This window comes from Paenibacillus polymyxa, assembly GCF_018614975.1.
Lineage (GTDB): Bacteria > Bacillota > Bacilli > Paenibacillales > Paenibacillaceae > Paenibacillus > Paenibacillus polymyxa_E.
On sequence record NZ_JAGGNR010000014.1, the window covers coordinates 200,820 to 225,530 of the forward strand.

The 24,711-nt window shown below is 46.6% G+C and carries 20 protein-coding genes; 5 read left to right on the forward strand and 15 right to left on the reverse strand.

Features of this window, described 5'->3' with window-relative positions; all coding sequences use genetic code 11:
• Positions 1–90: 90 nt before the first annotated feature.
• Positions 91–477, reverse strand: coding sequence for a DUF423 domain-containing protein (locus tag J7E78_RS14090; protein ID WP_215076865.1), 387 nt, complete (start codon positions 475–477; stop codon positions 91–93).
• 332 nt (positions 478–809) lie between these two features.
• Here J7E78_RS14090 and J7E78_RS14095 point away from each other — a divergent pair, with 332 nt between their 5' ends.
• Together J7E78_RS14095 and J7E78_RS14100 are read left to right on the forward strand one after the other, a co-directional pair.
• Positions 810–1,280, forward strand: coding sequence for a hypothetical protein (locus J7E78_RS14095; RefSeq protein ID WP_215076867.1), 471 nt, complete (start codon positions 810–812; stop codon positions 1,278–1,280).
• A gap of 105 nt (positions 1,281–1,385) precedes the next feature.
• The gene (locus J7E78_RS14100; protein ID WP_215076868.1) at positions 1,386–2,234 is read left to right on the forward strand and encodes a DegV family protein; all 849 of its coding nucleotides are present in this window, start codon (positions 1,386–1,388) and stop codon (positions 2,232–2,234) included.
• A gap of 194 nt (positions 2,235–2,428) precedes the next feature.
• On the opposite strand, the gene pdaA is transcribed toward J7E78_RS14100, so the two are convergent.
• Positions 2,429–3,208, reverse strand: coding sequence for a delta-lactam-biosynthetic de-N-acetylase (gene pdaA / locus J7E78_RS14105; protein WP_215076870.1), 780 nt, complete (start codon positions 3,206–3,208; stop codon positions 2,429–2,431).
• Between the two features lie 97 nt (positions 3,209–3,305).
• On the reverse strand, positions 3,306–3,716 hold the full coding sequence (locus tag J7E78_RS14110; protein WP_215076872.1) for a hypothetical protein: 411 nt from the start codon (positions 3,714–3,716) through the stop codon (positions 3,306–3,308).
• Positions 3,717–3,923: 207 nt separating this feature from the next.
• Between J7E78_RS14110 and cysC the strand changes: the two genes are divergently transcribed.
• Complete coding sequence (gene cysC, locus J7E78_RS14115) at positions 3,924–4,562, forward strand: adenylyl-sulfate kinase (RefSeq protein ID WP_215076874.1); 639 nt, start codon at positions 3,924–3,926, stop codon at positions 4,560–4,562.
• A gap of 130 nt (positions 4,563–4,692) precedes the next feature.
• Here cysC and J7E78_RS14120 read toward each other — a convergent pair whose 3' ends face one another.
• The 9 genes from J7E78_RS14120 to J7E78_RS14160 all read right to left on the reverse strand — a co-directional run bounded on the left by J7E78_RS14120 (position 4,693) and on the right by J7E78_RS14160 (position 14,696).
• Positions 4,693–6,510 carry an ABC transporter ATP-binding protein gene (locus J7E78_RS14120; RefSeq protein ID WP_215077109.1) on the reverse strand — a complete coding sequence of 606 codons (1,818 nt, stop codon included), beginning with the start codon at positions 6,508–6,510 and terminating at the stop codon, positions 4,693–4,695.
• Positions 6,510–7,643 (reverse strand): nucleotidyltransferase domain-containing protein, encoded by a 1,134-nt coding sequence (locus J7E78_RS14125; protein ID WP_311517455.1) that lies wholly within the window; start codon positions 7,641–7,643, stop codon positions 6,510–6,512. The genes J7E78_RS14120 and J7E78_RS14125 overlap by 1 nt, the downstream gene beginning before the upstream one ends.
• A 52-nt stretch (positions 7,644–7,695) precedes the next feature.
• Positions 7,696–8,178 carry a lasso peptide biosynthesis B2 protein gene (locus tag J7E78_RS14130; protein WP_215077110.1) on the reverse strand — a complete coding sequence of 161 codons (483 nt, stop codon included), beginning with the start codon at positions 8,176–8,178 and terminating at the stop codon, positions 7,696–7,698.
• Between the two features lie 4 nt (positions 8,179–8,182).
• Complete coding sequence (locus J7E78_RS14135; RefSeq protein WP_215076878.1) at positions 8,183–8,482, reverse strand: lasso peptide biosynthesis PqqD family chaperone; 300 nt, start codon at positions 8,480–8,482, stop codon at positions 8,183–8,185.
• Positions 8,479–9,426, reverse strand: coding sequence for a phosphoenolpyruvate carboxykinase (ATP) (locus tag J7E78_RS14140; protein ID WP_215076879.1), 948 nt, complete (start codon positions 9,424–9,426; stop codon positions 8,479–8,481). Before J7E78_RS14140 ends, J7E78_RS14135 begins: the two co-directional genes overlap by 4 nt.
• 138 nt (positions 9,427–9,564) lie before the next feature.
• A complete protein-coding gene (locus tag J7E78_RS14145) occupies positions 9,565–9,711 on the reverse strand; it encodes a paeninodin family lasso peptide (protein WP_215076881.1) in 147 nt (48 codons plus the stop codon).
• A gap of 29 nt (positions 9,712–9,740) precedes the next feature.
• Positions 9,741–11,672 (reverse strand): asparagine synthase-related protein, encoded by a 1,932-nt coding sequence (locus tag J7E78_RS14150; RefSeq protein WP_215076883.1) that lies wholly within the window; start codon positions 11,670–11,672, stop codon positions 9,741–9,743.
• Positions 11,669–12,937: a sulfotransferase family protein gene (locus J7E78_RS14155; protein WP_215076884.1), complete on the reverse strand. Its 1,269-nt coding sequence runs from the start codon at positions 12,935–12,937 to the stop codon at positions 11,669–11,671. The genes J7E78_RS14150 and J7E78_RS14155 overlap by 4 nt, the downstream gene beginning before the upstream one ends.
• Before the next feature lie 433 nt (positions 12,938–13,370).
• Positions 13,371–14,696: an MFS transporter gene (locus tag J7E78_RS14160; RefSeq protein ID WP_215076886.1), complete on the reverse strand. Its 1,326-nt coding sequence runs from the start codon at positions 14,694–14,696 to the stop codon at positions 13,371–13,373.
• A 308-nt stretch (positions 14,697–15,004) separates the two neighbouring features.
• On the opposite strand from J7E78_RS14160, the gene yhbH reads away from it, so the two are divergent.
• Entirely contained in the window at positions 15,005–16,174 is a 1,170-nt protein-coding gene (gene yhbH / locus J7E78_RS14165; protein ID WP_215076887.1) for a sporulation protein YhbH, read from the forward strand.
• A complete protein-coding gene (locus tag J7E78_RS14170; protein WP_215076889.1) occupies positions 16,171–17,607 on the forward strand; it encodes a SpoVR family protein in 1,437 nt (478 codons plus the stop codon). The genes yhbH and J7E78_RS14170 overlap by 4 nt, the downstream gene beginning before the upstream one ends.
• Before the next feature lie 132 nt (positions 17,608–17,739).
• Here the strand turns inward: J7E78_RS14170 and J7E78_RS14175 are convergent, their stop codons facing one another.
• The 3 genes from J7E78_RS14175 to J7E78_RS14185 all read right to left on the reverse strand — a co-directional run bounded on the left by J7E78_RS14175 (position 17,740) and on the right by J7E78_RS14185 (position 24,639).
• On the reverse strand, positions 17,740–20,226 hold the full coding sequence (locus J7E78_RS14175) for an EAL domain-containing protein (protein ID WP_215076890.1): 2,487 nt from the start codon (positions 20,224–20,226) through the stop codon (positions 17,740–17,742).
• A gap of 265 nt (positions 20,227–20,491) precedes the next feature.
• Positions 20,492–23,314, reverse strand: coding sequence for an endo-1,4-beta-xylanase (locus tag J7E78_RS14180; protein ID WP_215076892.1), 2,823 nt, complete (start codon positions 23,312–23,314; stop codon positions 20,492–20,494).
• A 320-nt stretch (positions 23,315–23,634) separates the two neighbouring features.
• Complete coding sequence (locus tag J7E78_RS14185; RefSeq protein WP_215076895.1) at positions 23,635–24,639, reverse strand: LacI family DNA-binding transcriptional regulator; 1,005 nt, start codon at positions 24,637–24,639, stop codon at positions 23,635–23,637.
• Positions 24,640–24,711 lie beyond the last annotated feature (72 nt).

The following is a 24,711-nucleotide window of genomic DNA, read 5'->3' on the forward strand; positions in this document are numbered from 1 at the left end:
GGTTAGAATGACGGGACATTCTAACCCAAGTTGCTTTTTTAGTTCTATGGTTCATGTAGGATTGAACCCTCCGAGATTTGTTTGGACCGATCAGGAGCGATCCTTACCTCGTTGCCACACATCTATTGCCAATAACAACCATCCGGCAATGAAGGCTACCCCACCAATCGGTGTGATGGCACCCAGAATCTTGATGCCAGAAATACTAAGCACATACAAGCTGCCCGAGAACACGATAATTCCGATAAACATCAGACGCGCTGCCCACTTCAGTTTTGTAGATGCTCCAAGTTGACCAGCCGTCAAGCCAACAATGAGCAAGGCCAATGCATGAATCATGTGATATTGTACACCTGTCTCATATGTAGCTATGGCCGCTGGCCCAATCGTATCCTTGAGCATGTGAGCACCAAACGCACCAATCGCCACCGATAGCATGGTCATTACAGCTCCAAGCATCATCCATCTACGTTGCATGTAAGTTCTCTCCCTTAATTCAACTACACTTCACTCCTATTATTGTAGCGAATCTATTCCTCCTTTACCAGTCGGGGTGGAGCTTCATAGATCATATGTCTGTTTATACTTACTAATCCTATCCCTCCCCTATATATCGTAGAAAACTGGCGTAAATCCTTGATTTTTATCGATAATTATGGAAAAGTAAACAGGTATGTAATCGTTGTATTTTAAGTGCAAGTTCAAAAAGATTGGTTTTCAGTACCGAGAAGATGGGATGAAGCTAATCATTACTCATCGATTAGGTTAATAACACTCAGTACGATGATTAAGGGAGGCAAGTCAACATTATGGATAATCGCGATTCCTATAATTCAGGTTATAACAACACGGATCAGAATTCTGGCCATGCAGATCCATACAATCACAATGGGTATGAAGCATACCCGTCCGATCATGAGAGGCAACCAATGGCACCACTGAAACATTCCGGACCTGGAATCGCCAGCTTTGTCATTGGATTGGTTGCAATCTTGGGTTATATTCTGATATTCTTTATTGCCACCATAGCTGTAAACGAGTCCATCGGAGTTCTCACTCCGTTGCAGACAGAAGAGATAGCCTTGCATCCAGCCGTGGTTCTAGCTTCATTAGCCATTCTGGTCTGCCTGATTCTCAATCTGGCCGGAGGCATCGTAGGAATTATTGGTCTTGTCCTCAAGAATCGAAAGAAAGTCTTTGCCATGATCGGAACCATATTAAATGGGATCATGATTCTGTTATTCGTTGCACTTATTTTGGTAGGCATGACGCTGATGTAACGCTTTGCATCAGCGTCATGTTTCCTTATAATTAAAATGAATGGGTTTACACATAAGTATAATCTATATTTTTTGCCAAAATCATTGTTTTCAAAGGAGATTGACATGTCACGAATCAAAATTTTTGCGGACAGCACAAGTGATCTGGCTCCAGAATGGATCCAGCAGCACGATATCGGTATCATCCCCTTATATGTCGTGTTCGGTGAAGAATCACTGAAAGACGGTGCTGAGATTAAGCCTGAACAGCTATATGAACGTGTCAGCCAAGATGGGCGTCTTCCCAAAACAGCTGCACCTTCCCCCGCTGACTTTATAACGGCATTTCAACCTTACATAGATCAAGGGGATGAGATTTTATATATCAGCTTATCTTCTGAACTTTCCTCTACCTATCAAAATGCACGACTAGCCAGTTCCGAGTTCCCGGAAGGTCGAATTTCGGTCATTGACTCACAGAATCTTTCATCAGGAATTGCGCTGATGGTGATGAAAGCTGTACATGCTGCTGATAAAGGGCAAAACCTGACTCAAATTACACACCTGATTGAGGCGATGAAATCAAATGTACGCACGGAGTTTGTCATCGATACACTGGAGTATCTGTATAAAGGCGGACGCTGTTCGGGCATGCAGAACCTGATTGGAAGCCTGCTCAAGATCCGTCCTGTCATCCGGGTAACAGATGGCAAGATGGCACCTGCCTATAAAGTGCGCGGAAAACGTGAGAAAGCTCTGGAACAAATGCTGAATAATACGCTCAGCCAGAAAGATCAGATCGATCCAGACCTGCTGATTGTTGTGCACACTATGGCTGAAGAAGATGCGCTTGACTTGCAGAAGTCTTTGCAGGAACAAACGGGTGCCCGTGTGGAACTAACCACTGCTGGTTGTGTTATATGTAGTCATTGCGGTCCCAAAACCATCGGAATCATTTATAACACTGTTTTATAGTATTACACGTTACATCGTATCGTATTACCCAATCCTTTCTTCCAAATCTGTATGTGGTACATCCAATACTTGGACAGGCATACCAATACAACTAAAAAGGGCATTCCGAGCTTAATCGCTCAGGATGCCCTTTAATATTTTTGCTAAACTTTTGAATGACCTGCATTTGGTCCATTGCTCATTATGATAATGGATCAATAACTTTTAGTCCGCAGATCATCCAGACTTTTGAATGCGTATCCTTGCTTACGTGCCTCATCAATGATGGAACCCAGAGCTTCCGTGTTATCTTTGGATACCGAATGAAGCAAAATGACAGCGCCCGGATGGAGTTGTTTCAGCACCTGTTGATGAGCATATTGTGCACCACGCTGCACATTGGTATCCCAATCTTTATAAGCAACAGACCAGAACACGTTCACATACCCTTGGGCATGACTCTCTGCAAGCGTACGATTGTTAAAAATCCCGCGCGGTGGCCGTAAAAAGGTCGCTTGTTGACCCGTCAGCCGATTGACCTCCGACTTCACCTTCTCGAGTTCCTCTCTGAGCTTCTCATTGGAGATACGGGTCATATCCGGATGACTCCATGAATGATTACCGACAATATGACCTTCAGCCGCCATACGTTTGACCAACTCAGGCTGATCTTTCAGATAATGACCTGTCACAAAGAATGCAGCTGGCACCTTCTTGGTACGCAAAACATCCAGTATGGCAGGTGTGAATCCATTCTCATACCCGTTATCAAACGTGAGATACAATTCCTTCTGCTTTGTATCCCCCAGGAAAATGGCATCGTTATGTTGTAAGATCGATTTAAAGCCTTCCTGATCAATGGAGGGCAGTTGACCGTTTTGACTTTTTTTGAAGCCAAAGTGATACGCTCCGGTGACCGGTGATGCTTCAGTCTGTGCCGGTACCACACTGATGGATAACAGTCCCAACAGTATATATAGAACCATTCGCTTCATACTATCCGCTCCTGTTCCTGAAAAATTCGGTTAGTCGTTTGCACACACGAACACCTTCAGATAATATGCCACAGGAACGGCTAATGTATGTAAATCATTAACGATCGAAACGTTTATTTTCAGGTTGTGGCGGAGATTGATGGAACAATTCAAGTAAGGTCTGAGGTTTGCCATTGGAAGCAAGCCATTCCCTCACGGTCTGTATGGCACGGGTCTGTCCATCTCCCCGATCACGCCATGTAAGAAGCTCGATAACTTTGATAATCAAGGCCGACATATTGTGATTATCCAGTTCAGACCGCTCTGCCCTCAGCTTGTGATACAAAGCCTCCTGCTCCCAATCCAGTAGAATTTCATCACCAATGGTTGGCTTCAAAAGTGTATACGCTCTGTCACAACCTTTACAACGCACCGTGCTGATCTGTTCATCTATAAATTCCGCTCGGACATCCTGCTGGCAATCCGGGCATTTGAATCCAACTTGTATGTTTTGTATGTTTTCTTTCATGACATTGTTCCTCCTGGGATGTAAGCATTTTGCATCATTCGATGTAAAATACTCCTTGGATATATGCATATTGCTTATGTATGTACTACATCTATACCCGATATTTCGTCGATTCACGCTTATTTAGAAGAAATCTGTAAGGTGCTATAATCTTGTAAATATGTTAAAATATCATACATATCATGGTAGGGAAAAGGCGGGATACTTATGTTGAAGGAAGAGCGCAATATAACCTGGCAATCATCCAGCATCAACAGACAAGACCGGGAGAAGCATAATGGGCACCATAGTCGTGCCATATGGTTTACCGGGTTATCAGGTGCAGGAAAGTCATCCCTTGCATTTGCCCTGGAGCAGTATCTCTACGATCAAGGCGTACGCTGTTATGTTCTAGACGGGGATAATGTACGTCATGGACTGAACCGTGATCTCGGTTTTACAGCAGGGGATCGTCAAGAAAATCTGCGGCGAATTGGTGAAGTATCGAAGTTAATGGTAGATGCCGGGTTGTTTGTACTTTCGGCTTTTATCTCTCCTCATGAGCAGGATCGGGAGATGGTCAGACAGTTATTTGAACCGGATGATTTCATTGAAATCTATGTGCGCTGTTCAATTCAAGAATGTGAGCGTCGTGATCCCAAGGGCCTATACAAAAAAGCCCGCAACGGTGACATCCCCCATTTCACAGGCATTTCCGCCCCCTATGATGTACCAAAATCTCCTTCATTTATCATCGATACAGAGCAATGGTCCATTGAGGAAGCCGTGCAAGAGATCGTACAGCATTTGGAGCAGATCGGTGCTCTTCAACTGCCGCTTCCTACGAAAACAGCTGTTGTTCATTAATCCTTGCTCAATATACGAACCACCTATATGAAAGGCGTGCCCATCGTGGCGCGCCTCTTTACGTGATACCATCGCGTTTGAACTCTTCTGATGTCCACTCACTCACTCACTCACTCACTCACTCTCTCACTTACTGCCCCACAACACCCGCTTGCATGTTCAAAAGCTTTCTGAACGTCCCTACCGGATCAGTTGATAACTGCTGGTACCCGCCTTCTTGAATCACCCGACCTTCATCAAGCACAATTACACGATCTGCCGTCCGAATCGTGGACAATCGGTGTGCAATCACAATAATGGTCACATGACCTTTTAACCGTTCCAGTGCCTCATGAATGTACTGTTCATTCTCACTGTCCAGCGCACTCGTTGCTTCGTCCAGTACCAATACCGAAGGATTGCGCAGCATGGCCCGGGCAAGCACCAATCGCTGGCGTTCTCCTCCCGATAGACGAATACCCCGATCACCAATAATCGTATCCAGACCCTGAGGCAGCTTCCTCACAAAAGCCGCAGAGGAGGAAAATTGCAAAGCCTGCCACATCTGTTCTTCACTTGCATTTGGATCAACCAGACGCAGGTTCTCACGAATACTTGTATGAAACAGGAATGGGTCCTGGGAGACATATCCAATGGAACTTCGCCAGCTCAATAATCGTTCTTCTGACAGAGGAACACCGTCAATCAAAATACGACCAGTTTCAGGCCTCACAAGGCCCATAATCAGATCGATCAGCGTGCTCTTGCCTGCTCCAGATTTGCCCACAATTGCGGTCATACCCCTTGCTGGAATCGAAGCTTGCACATTTCTCAATGAGTAGTTGTCACTTCCCTCATAGCGATAGCAGACATCCTCACACGTGATAGATTCCTTCAGTTCCATAGGTTGAATCCCATCCGTTTCAACGTCTCCTGCCGAAGCAATCTCTTCACTAATCTCACGACTTTTCGCCGTCTGCGCTTGCAGTTCTCTTACCACCCGAAACGCAGGCAGCATGGAGCTAATGTACTCCAGATTGGATTGAATCGCCGTAAATCTTGGCCACAATCGGGAAAAGATAAGGATGATGAGCAGCAGACTTGCTGGCGGCACCGTCATTACACGGAGAGAAAGATAGATGAATGCCGCAATAATGATTGCCGCGGACATCCGGTGAATCAGCTGTGTTCCACTGTTCAATTGACTAAATTGAATGACATTACGTTCAATCTGTCTGCACATACGCTCAAACCAGTTCATGTGTGAGCGCTCAAGCATGTTGCTCTTAATATCCTTGATTCCATTGAAATGCTCGGTAATCCCATTATAATAACTTTGAGAAAATTGAGAGGTCTGATCCCCGATTTGCTTGGCCCGCTTGACGAATTTCCTCAAGACAAAAAATAATACCAATCCACAGACCAGCACAAGTGCCGTCAACTTGGCGGATAACCAGAAAGCGAGACCGATCTGAATTCCCGTAAAGATCAGGGAGGCTGCCATTTGCAGCATAATGCTCGTTCCCTGGCTCACACGTGCAAGTTCAGTCGTTAATATATGGTTAAAATCGGATTTTCGTTTTTGGAGAAAAAATGACCATTGCGCCATAATAATAGCACCATAGGTTTCCATGCGCAGCGTTCGTACAAATTGCTGCTGGATTCGAATATTACGGATCGTCTGGAGACGCTGCATCCAGGCCTGTCCGGAGACAATCAACACAAAGGTGAACAATACAAGTAACAATTGGCTATTCTCAGGAAAACGATTCAACACTTCCCCAAGCCAGGGAATGTTTAAGCCTGTGGAGCCCATCTCAAATATGCCAATCAGACTCAGCATCGGAACAAGCATGTAGATGCCGATCCCTTCCATGAGACTGATACAGATCATCCCTAGCAGATTCCAATATAAAATGGGCCCCGTAACATGATGCAACTTTCGCATGAAATACCTTAATTCCGAGATCATACTTTACCCCTTTCCGTCACCGTATACCTTTTAATTCGCCGCCAGAACCAGAGAAACGGACGTAACGGAAAGTACAGAAAAAACAAAGAACGCGGAAGCGGCAATTGATCCACATCCCATGTACTTGGATATAAACGTTCAATAAAGAAAAACCACTTCTGTTTCGTACTTCGAAGTTTAAACAAATAAGATTGATAATTTTTCATGTCAGCTGGACTTTCGAGCATGTCATTCATGAATCTTGCACCTTCGCTGGCTAATCGCTTGCCTGTACGGTCACTCAAAGACATCAAGGACCTGTACTCGGCATCCAGTGGCGTGCTCAGCAGATCTGAGGCTAAGTGAAGAGCCTGTGAACCGATTGATAAACGTCCCTCCGCTTTCAGACGTCTTTCTACTTTCTTCACATCAAGTGGCATGCTGCGAATCATCTGATCGATATCCAGCAACCAGCGCAGTCTGAACCAGCCATGACGTGCTCCATGGGTGACCAAATAAGCCCATAGATCTTCTTGTTCAAGCATACGGACAGGTGTCTGTGTGAATGAACTGAATCGGCTACGTTTCCACAGCAATTCAAAATCGGTTTCTTTCCCCGAATCCGGGTTCAGACGCCAATGGATCTCCACTTGAGTCCTTTTGACCGGATGGGTGTAACAGATATGATGTTCCCGCCATTTCCAGCTGCGCACCGTAGGTGCCCGTTCCCCTTCCTTGGATACGTATCCGAGGGTAGCCAGAATGCCTTCAGCCGCTTCCACATCATCGAACGGAATCAGGATATCCAGGTCTTTGGAGGTTCGCATGGATACATCGCCATAGAGATCATGGGCGAGCGCCGGTCCTTTTAGTGTAATATTGCGGATGCCGCGTTCACGAAAAGCTCCACACACCTGCTCCATTTCAGCTGTCAGATGTAACATGCGGAATGTATTGACCGTATATTGTTGTCTCAGACTCTCCATAACATCTGCAGGAATGATTGCAGAGTTCAATTCTTTCATTTTCAAATAAAGGACAGAGTATAAGCGGTGATGATAGACAAGCCGCAGAAAAAGCTGCCAATCCGTTCCTTGCAAAACCGCCTTGAGTTCTTCAGGGGATAGAGCCGTCAGATCATCTCTAATCACACTCAAAATCAGCTTAAGCTCCTTCGGAAACCCTGATGAATAGAGTTCACTTTCATGTATCATAGACAATCTCCCCAGATCCCTTCTCCGGACACCGTTTGCCAAACACACCGACAACCGTATATTGGTCCATAGTATCAGCTCCGGTCACGATCAATTTACCACTTCGCAGCCAGGCATGAGCCATCATATGTCCTTGCTTATTCCGCGCAGTCCCCATATATAACGTACTCTCTATCTTGCGTCGCTCAAGCATTTTCATCCCGGCAATCGCCATTACAAGGCAGCGGCTTTCCCATAACGTATATTTGCTGGCGAGCGAAATCGCTTTGGAAATATTCCGTATAGTGATGACCTCGGTGCGATCAAGTCCTGTCATCGGTGTTTCAACCATGGGTGTACCCAGCCCTGGCGCGATTTTGGCGAATGGCATAGCCTTCTGTATGCGTGCCCAACCAAGGAGGATATAAGCCTCCCATACCAGTCGACGCATCGACCGCGGGAGCGAGAGATAAGCCTTTATTTTTCGCAACATCATTCTACACTCCGCGAGTAATGTCGATTAAACCTTCACGGGACAGATGTTCCAGGAATTGCACCACCTGCTCACGACATACATCTGGCTCAATCTCATACTCCGCAGCAAGTACCTCAACAACTTCACCCAACGTGCGTTCTTCTGCGATCAAGTCCCAGATTCGTCCACCGGTACTCCCCAGATTATAGTATTTTCCAGAGCTAATGCTCATCATGACTTTTTCACTGCCCATATCACTAACCAGATTGCCTTCCTTCCGGATTACCCGGTCTTCCACATTCATCCGTGTAGTTGCTGTCATTGTCCTGTATGCACTCCTTTACGTATGTGATCTGTGATCCGATCCACCATCTCAAATGCTGTAAACTCAGCACCCGTTCTGACCAATCTGCCAATCTCCACACTTGCTGAAAGCCTTGAAGCCGTCTCGAACAACCACTGTGCCAGTCCCTGTCTTGCAACGAGTCCACCACGGAACGTATGCGAGCATAATAGATGCAATCGTTCCAAGCCTGCCACTTCAACCAGTTGAACAGATGTATGGTTTTCCTCCGGTTGTGGAGCAAGTTCGAATATTCCAGCTAGTGGTACGGCCATCTCATGAAAATAGTGCTGGACAGGTATCGCATACTTCGTAATCTCCGCGTGAACTGTTGCATAATCCTGTTCCTTCATGCCGAATCCATCCAGACTAGGCTGCCACAATTTCTGTTGCGGATAACCAGGTGATACGATAGCTCTTCCTCCGGCATCCCAGGTCAGTGCAACAACATCATCGGTGAGAAGTGGATAACCGCGTGATGCCAGTGCGGCCGACAACGTCGATTTACCTGCCCCCGAATGACCGACAAATGCGTAAGCCCAGCCATCAATAACCACTGCACTGCCATGTAATGGAAGGATGCCACGCTGCATCATAATGACCGCCATACAGGTGCCCAGGATGAATAATCTGACCTTTTTCTCATCTGCACCCGGTATAGGGGATACAACAATGCGCTTTCCTTGCTCCATTAGAAACAGGCCTGTATCTTCGATTTTGAAAAAAAGGCTGCCATCCCGTGCCACAAAGTTGTCATCCGCAACGTCCCAGCTCTCCCACAATGGATTCAGGTCCGAAGACTCAATGTGTACATCTACGGCATCAGCATTGATCTCTGCACCCTCGGGTACGCATTGCAGTTCAGGCATTCGAAGTTGGCTCGACCAGCGCAGACCATACGCTACATAATGAACAAGCAACAATGAACGACGCCTCCTTCGTAATTAAATGTAAAAAAAGCCCTTATATTCATGTTGCTCAATATAAGGGCGGAGGCGAAAAGCTGAATTAATTCCATTTCCGCCCTTTAAGTATGATGACACGTTTTAGAACTAAACAACTTAGGAAGTTGGATCGGTTGGATCGTACAGATCCGCATCGTGAACTGTGATCCAGTCAATTTGTCTGTAGCCAGTACCAGCCATCGTTTGATTGACTTCCAACACTTCAAGAGCTGGTGCTTGCCATTCCTTTTTTTCCATTTGCATCGTATTCACCTCCTTTCAAGTGCAATCATTCAGAACTTCCGAATGAATCGATATACAATCAAACTGTGCATCATCAATCGCAGATCTGGATGTGAAGCAAGCTCTGGTCTCGGACTTGGAAAATTCGCCAAGGCAGACTTGATGCGCTCCGTGTTTAATATGCCAGCAACCTTGCTGTCAGAACACAATACACGCAACTCAGCAGTAAATGCGTCCCAATTCGGAATGATGCGATGCAGCCAATCGGCAGGCTGTACACCCCGTACCCGCTGATTCAGCCTAACCTTGTCAGGCAACTCCGGGGAAGTAGCTCGGCGAATTAATGAACGATCCGTCCCTTGTCTCACATATTGTTCAATCGGTACAGACAAGCAGAATCGGATGACTCTGGCATCACTTGTCGGATCACGTTCCCAAGCCCGGTAACGGAGAGAACACTTCGTAGCAACGGCACCGTTTTTATTCGCAATGGCCAGGTTATTGAATTTCTCCGCACGTACCTTGAGTGCATCGGCCTGGGCACCGCTCTGCAGAACAATAATGGATTTGAGTCGTTCCAATACACCTGTCCTTTGCGCGAAATCAGGATGGATCAACTGCACGGATGCGGCCTGGCTGGCTCCTTTGGACTGAGCCTTGAACCAATCCGGATATGCCTTTTTCCCAGTGATCTTGGCAATACGGGAGAAGGGCATCCCGGTCCGCTCGCTATACTGCTGCATCTCACGGAACCAGCGGTACCAACGGCCACTTTTCAGTAGACTGGCGTAATAATCGAGAGCCGGACCCCAGGAGATGGTGAAATTGCCACGTGCGCCTGTGAGCAGGATGCCTGCATCTTGCTGGCTCGCTTTTTCATAAAATCCGCGGATCCAGAACGAATTTTCAAAGTATTTATAGGGCATTTCCATAATGTCGAGCCAGGTATCTACTTCACTAAGTGGACTTCTGCCTTCAAAATCAAGGTAGTTCTCCGTGATATTGCCGACGTGATTAATCGTGGAACGTATGAAGGGCCTCTCGTCGGCCAGCAACGTTTTTGACGTATAATCAGTGAAATCCGGTACGGGAACATAACTATAGGCATGCAGCCGTTTGCCCTGACTTCTCAGTGTTCCGGAAGCAAAACCTACCACGGCTCCCGAGTCCAGTCCTCCACTTAATGCAGCAGCCACCTGCCTGTGCGTTCGCAATCGTGAGCCGACTGCCTGACCAAATACCTCTCGAAACGCTTCTACATATTCACCATCCGATTTAAGCCTTAGAGGTTCCACTTCATCCCAACGATGATATTGCTTCAGCTCCAGCCTACCGTCACGGAAGACAAGTGTATGTGCAGAAGGTAGTTGGCTTATCCCCCGATATACGGTCGAGTTGATATCTGCTGAATCATGCATGTCGGGAATGGCAAGAAACTCAGATAACCAAGTCTCATCAAGTTCTTTATGTACCCCTTCAAGCCCGAGCAACGGATTCATGAGTGTGCAGAAAGCAAAACGTGAACCATCATGTCGGTAATAAAAAGCTCTCATACCTGTAATGTCTCTTGCTGCATACAGTTTGCGATTCCGCTCATCCCATATGGCAAATACAAAGTCCCCCAGCAATCGGACAGCCACATCGTCTCCCCAGCGCTGATAGGCACGCAAGATCAATTCACTATCCGCCAACATAGCCAGTTCAGCTCTGGATATCTGTAATTGATCAGCCAGTTGTTCCCGGTTATCCAGAATGGCATCTGCCGTGATGGTCAGACCACTTTCCTCATCATATAAAGGTAATTTCTCGCTAACCGATTCCGGTGTAATCCATTGGGCATGACAACTGAGGAACGCCTCATTGCCTTTCCACACCCCTGTTGTATCCGCAGGGACATGCCCCAGGCTTGCGTACAAGCGCCAGCTGTCTTCCCATAGCGCCTGCTGACCATCGTTGTGAACAATTCCTGCTATGGCGCTCATGACTTGCCTCCCCGTAGAATCTTGCGCTGTGAAGCCCAGGCGCTGATCTGGTGACCAAATGGTACCCATGATTTGATACGCTGTATTTTGCTTTGAGCAGAAGCCAGCTGGACTTTCAAGCGTTCTCGCTCACTGTAACCCCGTTCCAGACGATGATCTGCTGCCCGTAATGCAGCTTGCAGCTGTCTGATCGTTACCAGTGCAGCTAGCGTCGGGTCTATCTTTTCCGGTTCTTCGACAACTCGATCGTTAAGATTCACAACTGGATCATGAACGACAGAATTTGCTGGCTGCATTCGGTATTGCGGTTGCCACTGGCAACCGGTCGCTGCTGTCAACTGAGACGTGATTCGGTCGATGATCTCTTGATCAGGATTTGCATCATAATGTACACCCGTCCATTGTTCAGCTTCTGCCAGCTGTTCACTGTATCCCATCCGATGGAACACATCTGCACCCATCACACGGCAATACAGTTCAACTTCATGTGGTTCTAATATATTTTTCCAGTTGTTAACAGAACCCTGATGTGCCTCTTGATGCGAAGAGAGGAATGGATCACCCACACCCATACTGTAGAACATGTCAGACTTGGCACTGTCCAGAAACTGTCCATACTGCTCCATACCTTGTTCATATCGAATACCCAGAAATGCGCATAGTTTCTCAAGTTCTTCCTGAGGTCTGGCAACCAATTGTTCATATTGAAGTTCATACGCATTGGCGTGTGGTTCTGCAAAATAATCATTCAAGCGAAGTATCCCAAGTGTGAGATCTACGGATTTCATATTTAATTTGGGGCTCTGCAGACTATGAATCAGGTCGAATCCTTCTCCTGTGTGGCGGTTTACCTTTTTGAATGATGCAGCTACGGCCAGAGGATTACGCTGGAGATGAATACGCTTGGACTGAGGGAACAGACGATCCAGCCATTCCAGCATGTAATAGTACCGTGGAGATTTATCAACGATGAAGTCTGCTCCGCTTCCTTCCAGGAATCCATTGTAGATCTCAAGAGCAAAACTTCTGCACGCCTTTTCGAAGACATCCTCGGATACCATGGCATTGTAGAACTGACGTATGATGGCGCTGCCACCATAAGCGCGTGAATCAGCCTTGGACAAATCGACAAGATTCATCAGAAACCACATTTCCTGGGTGGCAAATATACGACTATGATTTTGCAGCATTACGGTGGATAAGGAACTACCACTGCGGGGAACACATAGTAGGAAAACAAGTCCGTTACCTTGAGCGTCGATCAATGGCAGCCTCTCCTCTGTTCATTAAAATAAATATGTAGCCGGGATAGACCAGACTCTACCTTTGTGTTTGGCAAAACGAGTAATATGCACGCTATAGGTCAGCATTTTGCAATATTCCGTCGGATGCTCAACTGGGAATGAAGCAAAACACATGGTTCATTCGACAACTCTTAGATACAATATGTATTCATAGTTTCACTCTATGATACAATATGTATCGTGTCAATCTTTTATTTTCACCTTTTCATAAATTCTTACTCTTTCACTGTATTCCGCTGTCTGTCGTTCCATCACTTCATCCTGATCAATCTTGATCAAAATGCACAAATGCGAATAAGCTCCAGACATGTTCTGTGAGGAACAATGCCTGAAGCCATAACTAATTTATGGAGAAGCCTAGTATGAAAACCGATGAATAACCACCCAGTACACCTTACATTTGAACTTTTCCCAGCAGAGCTCCGATGCTCCCATTGTGTTCTTCTTCCTGATCTGCCTGTGTAGCATCCTGCATTCCCTTCTGTACCTTCACGGTTAACAATACAGCAAGTCCCGCCACGAAAAAGAAAATGAGCGACAGAATACCCCAACGTGTGGAACCTGTGATCTGCCCAACATAACCAAACACAAATGGACCAAAGATCGAAGAGAATTTGCCTGTAATATTCACAAATCCAAAATACTCTCCTGTTCTGCCAGCTGGCATCAGATTGCTAAACAGGGAACGCGCTGTGGATTGACTCACACCCTGCACGACACCAACCAACCCGGCGAGCACATAGAAGTGGATCGCTTGTGTCATGAAATAACCGAGAATCACGATACATATGTATACGGATAAGCTAAAGATTAATACCTGCTTTGCTCCCCAACGCTGTGCCCATGCTCCCAGTAACAATGTACACGGGAACCCGATGAACTGGGTTAACAGTAGCGCGAGCATCAGGTCGGCTGTGCCTATGCCTATACTTGTCCCATAGATCGTAGCCATCAGAATGATGGTATTAATGCCGTCATTAAAAAACCAGAAAGCCACCAGCATGCGGATTAACTGGGGAAAACGCCGCATCTGACGAAAGGTTTGCCGCAGTCTGCGTACTCCCACCGCAGTGTACCCTGTCCACGTTCCGGGCAGCCCCGGTGATGCAGGCCGTCTCGGAGCATGGCGAAAGATCGGTATCGAGAACAGCAACCACCACAACGAAACGGAGATAAACGCAAGTCTTGTGCCTGCCAGTGTACTCCCCATCCCGAACCAGCCCGGTTGCTGAATCATCAGCAGGTTCACCGCAAGCAGCAAACCTCCCCCAATATAACCATAGGCATAACCTTTGGAGGATATCATATCTCTTCGTTCCACAGGTACCAGATCCGGCAGCATGGCATCGTAAAAGGTGTTACCACCCGCAAAGCCAATGGTCGAAATGACCAGCAACGCGGAAGCAAGGAACCAGTCCCCTTCTCCGATTGCGCTGAATCCCAATGTGGCAAGGACACCAATGATTGCAAATACACGCAGGAAGTCACCCTTCCGTCCTGACAAATCAGCCAGCGTGCCGAGCAGCGGTGTTAGCAGCGCTACGCACAACATGCCAATGGAATGGGTATAGGCCAGATAGGAGGCAGCCGTATCCGTATCCAGAGTTGCCGCAGCCACCGAAGCATAGAATACGGGCAATACCGCGGCCAGCACCGTTGTCGCGTAAGCCGAGTTGGCCCAATCATACATAATCCAAGCCTTGATCGCCTTTTTATTCACATAAATCCTTCCTTTTCATGCATCTCTATATCAGTGCGAGTTCAAAAAGTCTAAATGACTTTTTAAACAACCTCTATTCGATGCCAGATCGATGTCTTTCTCCTATTGTAAAGGAAGGATATCACACTTGTTCACTGTTTCTGTAAAAAATGGAGTAGTTCTGTTCTTACAACTCACCTTACCTCTGTGGTGAACTTGTGCAATTGTATCATTTTATATCCACTCTCATCACATATCGTCCTCGCCCGTGAATATACTTAATTACCGACAGGCCAAACTGTGCCGCGTAATCAATGGGGGGTGCCTACATGTCAAATTCACACCAGCCTTACTCGTTCGTCGTGTCGAAGGAAGATTGGTCGCTTCACCGCAAAGGGTACCAGGACCAACAGCGCCATCAGCAAAAGGTGAAAGATGTCATCAAGCAGAATCTGCCTGATCTGATTACGGAAGAAAACATCATCATGTCTGATGGAAAACAAATCATCAAGGTACCAATCCGCAGTCTGGATGAGTACCGTTTTGTGTATAACTACCAGAAGCAAAAACATGTCGGTCAAGGAGACGGTGACAGTCAGGTCGGAGACGTCATCGGTCGTGATCCCTCTGCTTCGCAGAAACCCGGCAAAGGTGAAAAAGCTGGCGATCAGCCTGGTCATGATATTGTAGAAGCCGAAGTTAGTATTGAGGAACTGGAAGATATGCTCTTCGCTGAGCTGGAATTACCTGATCTGAAGCAGAAAGACAAAGACCTGATTGAGACACATACGGTGGTATTCAACGATATTCGCAAAAAAGGCATGCAGTCCAATATTGACAAGAAACGTACCATTCTGGAGAATCTGCGTCGCAATGCAACGACCGGTACACCAGGCATCCATCACATCAGTCCGGATGACCTGCGTTACAAGACATGGGAAGACAAAATCATTCCACAATCCAATGCCGTTATCATTGCCATGATGGATACATCCGGGTCCATGGGTTCGTTTGAGAAATACTGCGCGCGCAGCTTTTTCTTCTGGATGACCCGTTTTCTACGCCGTCAGTATGAGAAAGTTGAGATTGTTTTCCTCGCCCATCATACGGAAGCCAAGGAAGTAACCGAAGAAGAGTTCTTTACCCGTGGCGAGAGCGGAGGCACCATCTGCTCCTCTGTATACATGAAGGCTCTGGATATTATTGACAGCCGATACCCACCTTCCAGTTACAATATCTACCCGTTCCACTTCTCTGACGGGGATAATTTAACCTCGGATAACGAGCGGTGTGTGAAGCTGATTGGTGAGTTAATGAAGCGCTGCAACATGTTCGGGTACGGCGAGGTGAATCAGTACAACCGCAGCAGCACACTGATGTCGGCTTACCGTCATATCAAGATGGATCAGTTCATGTATTATGTGATCAAAGAAAAAGGCGAAGTGTACAAAGCTTTGCGCAGCTTTTTCCAGAAACGGGAAGGAGGCAGCGTTCAATGACAGATGAGATCCGCGACCTCGAATACGCCATTGCCGAGATTATGGAGATTGCCAATGGTTTTGGTCTGGACTATTACCCCATGCGGTACGAAATCTGCCCATCGGATATTATTTATACATTTGGAGCTTACGGTATGCCGACCAGATTCAGTCACTGGAGCTTTGGCAAAACATTTCATAAGATGAAAATGCAATACGATTTTGGACTCAGCAAAATTTATGAGCTTGTCATCAACTCCAACCCTTGTTACGCCTTCCTGCTGGATGGTAATTCCCTGATTCAGAACAAATTGATCGTAGCCCACGTCCTGGCCCACTGCGATTTTTTCAAAAACAATGCCCGCTTCTCCAAATCCAACCGGAATATGGTCGAAAGCATGGCCGCTACGGCGGATCGGATCAGCAATTATGAGATGGCGCACGGAACGGAAGCCGTTGAGGCATTTATCGATGCCGTAATTGCAATTCAGGAGCACGTAGACCCACAGCTGATTAAACCCCGCCATTTGGACAAACAACGTTACATGGAGATGAAAATGCGGGAGCAGCGCGGTGAGAAAGCACCCAAACCGGAAGGTCGCTATGATGATCTATGGTCACTTGATGATGTGCAGTCGGAAGAAGCACCCACCGAAGGTATTCAGGTCCATCACTTCCCGCCTGAACCGGAGAAGGATGTCATGTGGTTTATTCAGGAATTTTCGGAAGTGTTGACCGACTGGCAGCGGGATATCATGAGTATGATGCGTGAAGAGATGTTATATTTCTGGCCACAGATGGAAACCAAAATCATGAACGAAGGCTGGGCATCCTACTGGCATCAACGCATTATCCGTGAACTCGATCTGAACAGTGAGGATACGATCGAATTTGCCAAACTCAACTCCTCCGTGGTGCAGCCATCCAAACAAAGTCTGAATCCGTATTATCTGGGACTGAAGATTTTCGAGGATATTGAACGGCGCTGGGATAACCCAACCCGTGAAGAACAGGAACGTTGGGGCCGCAAACCAGGGCAAGGTCGTGCCAAAATGTTCGAGGTGCGTGAATTCGATTCCGATACCTCTTTTATCCGCAATTACATGAACAAGCAATTAACCGAGGATCTTGACCTTTATGTATTTGAGAAAAAAGGCCCGGACTGGAAAATCACCGACAAGTCCTGGGAGAACATACGGGATCAGCTCGTATTTTCACGTGTCAACGGGGGCTCCCCTTATCTTGTCGTGCAAGATGCCGACTATATGCGGACCGGGGAACTCGTACTGAAACATCAATATGAGGGCATCGAGTTGGACCTGAAATATATGGAACGCACCATGCCTTATCTGTATCGCCTCTGGGGGCGTACGGTCCATGTGGAGACACGTGTGGAGGATAAACCGATCTGGTTTACGTATGATGGGAAGAAGCACCACCGCAAGTTTTTGTAAGGTTTTCGATTATCGTTGTTGGAAACGAAAATATAAATGCTCTTATCATGGATGAGAATATTAAAATATAAGACACAAAAAAGCGGCAAGTTCCCGACATACACGGGAACTTGCCGCTGGTATTTCATAAAATTAGGATGATACCGGCGGTGTACCATTACCCTGCAATCGCAGCGGTACAAAAAAATCATGCTCCACTTCACTTGCCGGCAGTGGGCGACTGAAATAATATCCCTGAATCTCGCGGCAATCATTCTGCATCAGAATATCCAGTTGACCTTTCGTCTCAATGCCTTCCGCAATGACTTCCATCTTGAGATTCTGTGCCATCGATATAATGGTCGCCACAATGGCTTGATCGCTGTGACTCTCTGTAATGTCCGTCACAAACGAACGATCAATCTTGAGCTTGTGAATCGGGAAATGCTTCAGATAACTCAGTGAGCTGTATCCTGTCCCGAAATCATCCAGGCTGATCTTGACACCCAGTGCTGTCAGTTCATTAAGAATCGCTGTGGATACGGCTGCATCCATCATCATGCTCTCTGTTATTTCCAACTCCAGATATCGAGCATCCAGCCCTGTTTCCAAGAGTGCATTCTTGACCTGTTCTACCAAGTTGGATTGGTGGAACTGCTGGCTGGATAAGTTAACCGATACCGGAATGAGTGGTCCGCCACTGGCGTGCCAGAGCTTCATCTGCCTGCACGCTTCCCGCAGCGTCCAATTGCCAATCTCATAGATCATGCCTGTCTCTTCTGCAAGCGGGATAAACACATTGGGTGCGAGCAGACCTTTGAGTGGATGGTTCCAACGTATAAGAGCCTCCACACCAATCATGCGGCTATCCTCGGTACGAATCTGTGGTTGATAGTACAGGACCATCTCATCGCGTTCCAACGCTTTACGAAGGTAACCCTCCAGCTCAATGCGTTCATATAGTTCCGAATCCAATTGGGCCGTGTAGAATTGGAAACCATTCTTGCCATTTTTCTTCACTTCATACATGGCGGAGTCCGCATGTTTCAGCAAAGAATCCACGCCCACTCCATGATCCGGATACATCGCAATTCCAATGCTCGCGGTCACGTAAAAGTCATTTTCCTTCAAACGGTAGGGTAACTGAATGGCTTCAACAATCTGTTTTGCAAGTTCTGCCACTCGAACCTCAGTCGCTTGATCATCGGTTACCACTAATGTGAACTCGTCTCCGCCCATTCGGGCCAGCATGACATTCTCCATCGCCATCGGATCAGAAGCTTCGATCGCTTTCATGATCCGGCTGCTGACTTCTCTTAGAAATATATCCCCAACGGAATGTCCCAGCGAGTCATTAATCATCTTAAAACGGTCTATATCCATCACCATAACGGCAAAAGAATCCCCTTTTTCTTCCGAAGCTTGAATCGTGAGAGCCAGCACATCATCCAACTTGCGCCGATTGGGCAGCCCCGTCAATGGATCATGCAAAGCCTGGTGACGAATGTTCTCCTGGGCCTGCTTCTCCTCCGTAATGTCTTTGATCAAAATGTGACTTCCCACATGTCTGCCATCAATGACAACAGGAACTACAACAATACTAAGGTCCAGAAGTTCACCCTGTATGTCTCTCATTTTGGCCATGTAGTGCGTCTGCTCCTGCTCCAGCCCATGATCATCCCAATCGATGGAATCAAATTCACTTATCCACTCGATATCGATTTGCTGAGCGATCTCATCAATGGAACGCTCCATGACCCCTTTTTCAGGATATCCGGTGATTGTTGTTACAGCAGCATTAATCCCTTTGACAATACCTTCCTTGTTCACTGAAATAATGGCATCCGAATGGTTATGATACAGGGCCTGATACCATTGCTCATTCTCATGAATCCGTCGATCTTTCTGTGACATTCGCTGATTGATAAATATGCCAAACAACGTCAAGCCCAAAGCAATAAATGTGCCTGATGCGATCAAGTAGGCGAGAATGCCTGGCTCAATCTGCATACCTGAACTGATCATCGAGCCATGTGAATGATGGAAATGTGCGGCTGACATCCCTGTATAATGCATGCCAGAGATTCCAATACCCATAATGAGACCACTGCCCATCTTGTAAACCCAGGTATGTCTTGATTGATGATAACGGAAGAAAAACATGAGCCACAACGCCGCAAATGAAGCAAGTGCTGCAATTAGAATGGATAACACCACTCTGCCTGGTTCATACGTAACCGGAGTTGACATCGCTGCCATTCCCACATAATGCATCGAGCTGATCCCCGCTGTCATCAGTAATCCAGCAATTATGAGCTTGCTTATCCTGCCCGATTGTCTACCCGCAATGTTCAAGGCCACCCCCGATGCGACAATAGCAAGTAGAACAGATAAAACAACCTTACCGGTGGAATAGGAGACTTGCGTAGGCAGAACAAAAGCCAGCATACCTACGAAATGCATGGACCAGATTCCCAGCCCCATCGAGACTGCACCGCAGGTAAGCCATACATTCCGCGCCATCCCGCTAGCCTGACTTACACGGCCTGCAAGGTCAAGGGCAGCGTATGAAGCTACCGATGCAATAATATAGGATAAAATAACAAGTTCTAAGTTGTACGTACCATGTAGGTGCTCCACTCACTCTGTCCTTTCAACCGGGAAATGCCTCGTATGTATGCAAAAATGTAAAAAAGAAGCGAGTGCGCTGTCTGGATGACAGGCACTCCCTCCGCATCATTTGACTCGTGACCACAGACTTAGTTGAAGCCGTTGTCATACATTGGAACCCGTTTATTTGAATGTATATAGTCTAAACGTCCCAGCCTTTAAAATCAACACTTATTTCCAGATATACGATGTTGAATTGCTAACATTCTTATACTCTAATTCACAACTAAATATTCTATTTACGAGTCAGTAACAGACTGCCAAAGCGGGAAGTATCTTGATAAGAATTACCTGATGAATCACTCCAGATGGACACACTGCTTCGCTTGCCATCCCCCGCGCCATCATCATTTACTTGCAGATCAAATCCAATCCATCTTTTCCCTTCAGCACGAACGCTATCTAGTGGGATTGCCACTTCAACTGTATACCCTCCGCTTGTTAATCGGGTAGCTGATTTGAAGCTTTCTTTCCGTGCATTTCCTCCAAAAGAAGTTTCATTATCAAAATTGACCCGGTACTGGGCGTCATCCTCCTGATAGAATGTTGTCTGATCTTTGCTCGGGTCGATAAAAATCTCGATCGAATCCTGCTCATGTGCATTAGAACTTAATTTGCTTCGCAAAGGATCTTTCACATCTGCCAATACGTACAGGTATTTCTCATCCCATAACAGCTGTGCAGTCGCGGTTGCACCGGAGTTTCCGACCACCCAGACATCCGTTTTAACAGATGCAGCTTTCTTCCAGACGTTATCCTTTTTTGCATCAATGACAGGTTTGCCATAAGTGACCTTGGTTTGTTTCAAGACAGAACCGAGCTTCAGTTTGCCCCGGTTGGCTGGTTTGTTGGGCTGTTGATTGGAAATATCATTCCAAACGATGGTCGCTGTCTTTCCAGCAGCATATTCATCCGTAATCCGAAAATCCAGAGACAAGACCTGGCCTTCGGTAAGTAAAGTAGCTGACATAGGCAGTGATGCGTATACAACATAACCGGTTTTTGTCTCCTGTACGTTGTAAGTATTTTTATCTTTGCCTTTACCGCCATCCCGTTTAAATGTATATTGACCATTGGCAGACGGCGGATTTTTCTTCTTGGCAGACAGATCAGCTTCAGAAGTTGCAGTGCCTGTCTCCTTGACTTCTTCCGCGAGGAAAACCTGCACCTGATCCCCTTTGCGACGTGTGGTATCCTTCACTTCCACTCGTAAATTCACCTTTTTGGCATCCCACATCATACGAGCCTCACCCGTAACCGCAGATGTACCATCTGCCAGATGATTAATTTCGAGTCCTTTCACAGCACCCCAAAGAATATCTTCCTGTCCTTTGTGATTCGGGAAAGAAGGGCTGACCTTAAGTGCTGTCCATTCATTACGATAGATCGGAAGGGTGGAAGGGTCCACCAGTGCCCAAAATGCCGGTTTTGCTTTTAATTTACGATCAAATAACAATGGTGCATCTTTGCGTCCTTTGACTGGATGATTGTCAAGCCATGTACCATCATCTGCAAGTCCCCAGACCGTAACACTGTCCATCACACCGCGTTTTCCCAACTCTTCGAACAGGTCGAACAGTTCACGATAACGATAAGCTTGTTGCAGCATTAATTCATCTGTGACAGGCATCTCCAGTTCAGAATTACTTGAATAGATCGAAACATCCAGCTCTGTAACCTGTACATTCACACCAAGAGCGATCACTTTCTCAAAAGCCTCACGAATGAGCTTTACATCCGGTCCGTACATCGACACATGCATCTGAAATCCAACCGCATCAATCGGTGTTCCTTTGGCAAGCAGCTTCTCTACAAGCTTCACCATATCATTCAGCTTGTTTCCATTGCCCTCCATTCCATAGTCATTAATCACCAATACAGCATCGGGGTCAGCCTCACGTGCATATCGGAAAGCCAGCTCAATGTAATCACTGTCATCTCCGTCGCCATCCACATCCCCAATAATATCTCTCCACTTGGAATTACTGGCCTCATTCCGCAAGCCGCCTCCGTCTGAGATGACTTCATTGACGACATCCCATGTATGAACCTTTCCTTTGTACCGGGTCACGATGGTTTGAATATGGGTTTTCATCCGTGCAAGCAACTGTTCCCGCGTGGCAGGTTTCGATGCATCATCCGGATCGGTAAAGAACCACTCCGGCACCTGACTATGCCATAACAGCGTATGACCTCTCACCTCCATGTCATTCGCTTCGGCAAAGTTCACCAGACGATCTGCCTCTGACCAGACAAACTGCCCTTCCTGTGGTTGCATCGCATCCATTTTCATAAAATTTCCCGCTGTAATGCTATTAAAATGTTTCGTCAACAGCTGGGAATGCGGATCTTCCGCATCCAGTGCAGACTGGTCGATTGCCGCTCCCATTGCATAGTGTTGTCCCACAACATCCACTAGATTCGGAATGTTCGGCTCTATTTCAATTTTTTCGGCTTCTGTAATCAGAACATCATCCACGTAAAAAGTAATCGTATCAGCCGGCGTCACTTCTGCTGACGTCTTCCAAGGTGTCTCTGCATACATGCGGAATCCGGTGATGCCACTATTTTCTCCGGGGATCACCACATCCGCCTCGATTTTTTTCCACTGTCCTTTGTTCAGGGTAGCAGAGGCAAACGTAGCATATTCACGACTTGAAGCGTCGTTATTGTACTCTTTCTCCAGTGAACCGTTAATGACCTGACTGTCGGGTCCTTCATCGTACATGGCCCAAAATGAAATATGAACCGTGCTGCCCTTCTGTACATGGTCTATTACTTCAATTAAGGGTCCATGGAACGTTTCGGTACGGGAAGAGATTCTCAGGCTGCGTGTACTGTCGTGACCTACTTGCGCTACGATATCAAGCTTTTCACTCGCACGTGGACGCCATTGCCCCAACACACCATCTTCAAAATTAGCCTCGAACAGTACTTCTTCATCGCCAGTCTTAACGTCCGCAGCCGCAGCACGTGTCCCTCCTGTTCCCACACTTGGGAACAAACTGAAGATCAATACAGCCGACAAACACAAGCTCCACCATTTTCTCAAATGCATCCGATCTCCTCCTTGGTTGGTTGTTTGTGAAGAGTAACCTTTGTTCTGTCATGCGCCAGCCCTTTACAAGATCGTACAGGATTGGATAGACGTTACGTTATTCAATAGAAATTGTAAGCACTTTCATTATACGATTGCCAGCAAACTTTGTTTACCCGTTAAACTATAGGACTTGTATGTGAAATCGTAAAATCCGTTCACTATGATAAATCAGGATGTTTTCATGCCATCGTCATTATGCTCCAGAATATATATAGAACGACAAAAAGCACAGCTTGTTAGCTGTGCTCCGTGTCCACATCTTGAGGACTTTACGGTCTTTACACTTTTAAAGGTGCTGTCGTCTGACGGACGACCAGATTGGAAGGTTCCGTCACCACGGGAGGAGAATAAGATGGATTCTCGATCATGGCAATCAGATATTCGATGGACTTAATGCCTATGGAATAAATATTCTGATTCACCGTGGTCAGTCCGGGTTTAAACACCTCAGCATAATATGTGTTGTCGAATCCGACAACCGAGATATCTTCTGGCACACTCAGTCCATGTTTTTCAATTTCATGAATCGCCCCAAAAGCAGACATGTCTGATGCACAGACAATCCCCGTTGGTTGATCCTGAAGTGCCAGCAATCGCCGGGCAGCCTTGCTTCCTCCGTCGAATGAATAATCGCAGACTTCCAGATATACCGTAGAATACGGAATGCCGCATTCTCGCAGTCCTTCCCGATATCCTTCCAATCGCAGATTAGCTACAGCAGGTCCAAGTGTCCCTGAGATATAGGCAATTTTGCGGTGCCCAAGCTCATACAGATGTTTGACACTCATCGAGATCCCGTTTGCGTTATCCGTAGTAATGTAACCGGCACGCTTGCCCAACATGTCCGTATCGATAAACATCGTTGGAATCTCTGCATCCACCAGTTCCTGAATACTCGCGTTTTCTCTGCCTTCCCCGAATACCACAACGCCATCCACATTACGACTGCGGCAATGTTTGATGAAGGAGTACGCCGGATCATCGAATCGAGTAGACAACCGGACCAGATCATATCCACTGTTCTCCAGCGCTGTCTTGATCCCTTCCAGCAACTCTGACACAAAAGGGTTTGTAAACGGAACCGTTAAAAGTACTCCCACCGTCCATGAACGGCGTTTGACAAGTCCACGTGCGACCACATTGGGTTGATATTTCAATAATTCGATGGCTATATTGACTTTTTTGCGTGTTTTTTCACTTACATCAGGATAATCGTTTATCACTTTGGAAACGGTTGCAACAGATACTCCCGCTTCCTTGGCTACATCATGGATAGAAGCCATCTGATCACCTCAACCTCTTTCAAATCCCCTGTCTCCGGCTGCATTTTCTATAACATCGGCAGGTTTGTCTAC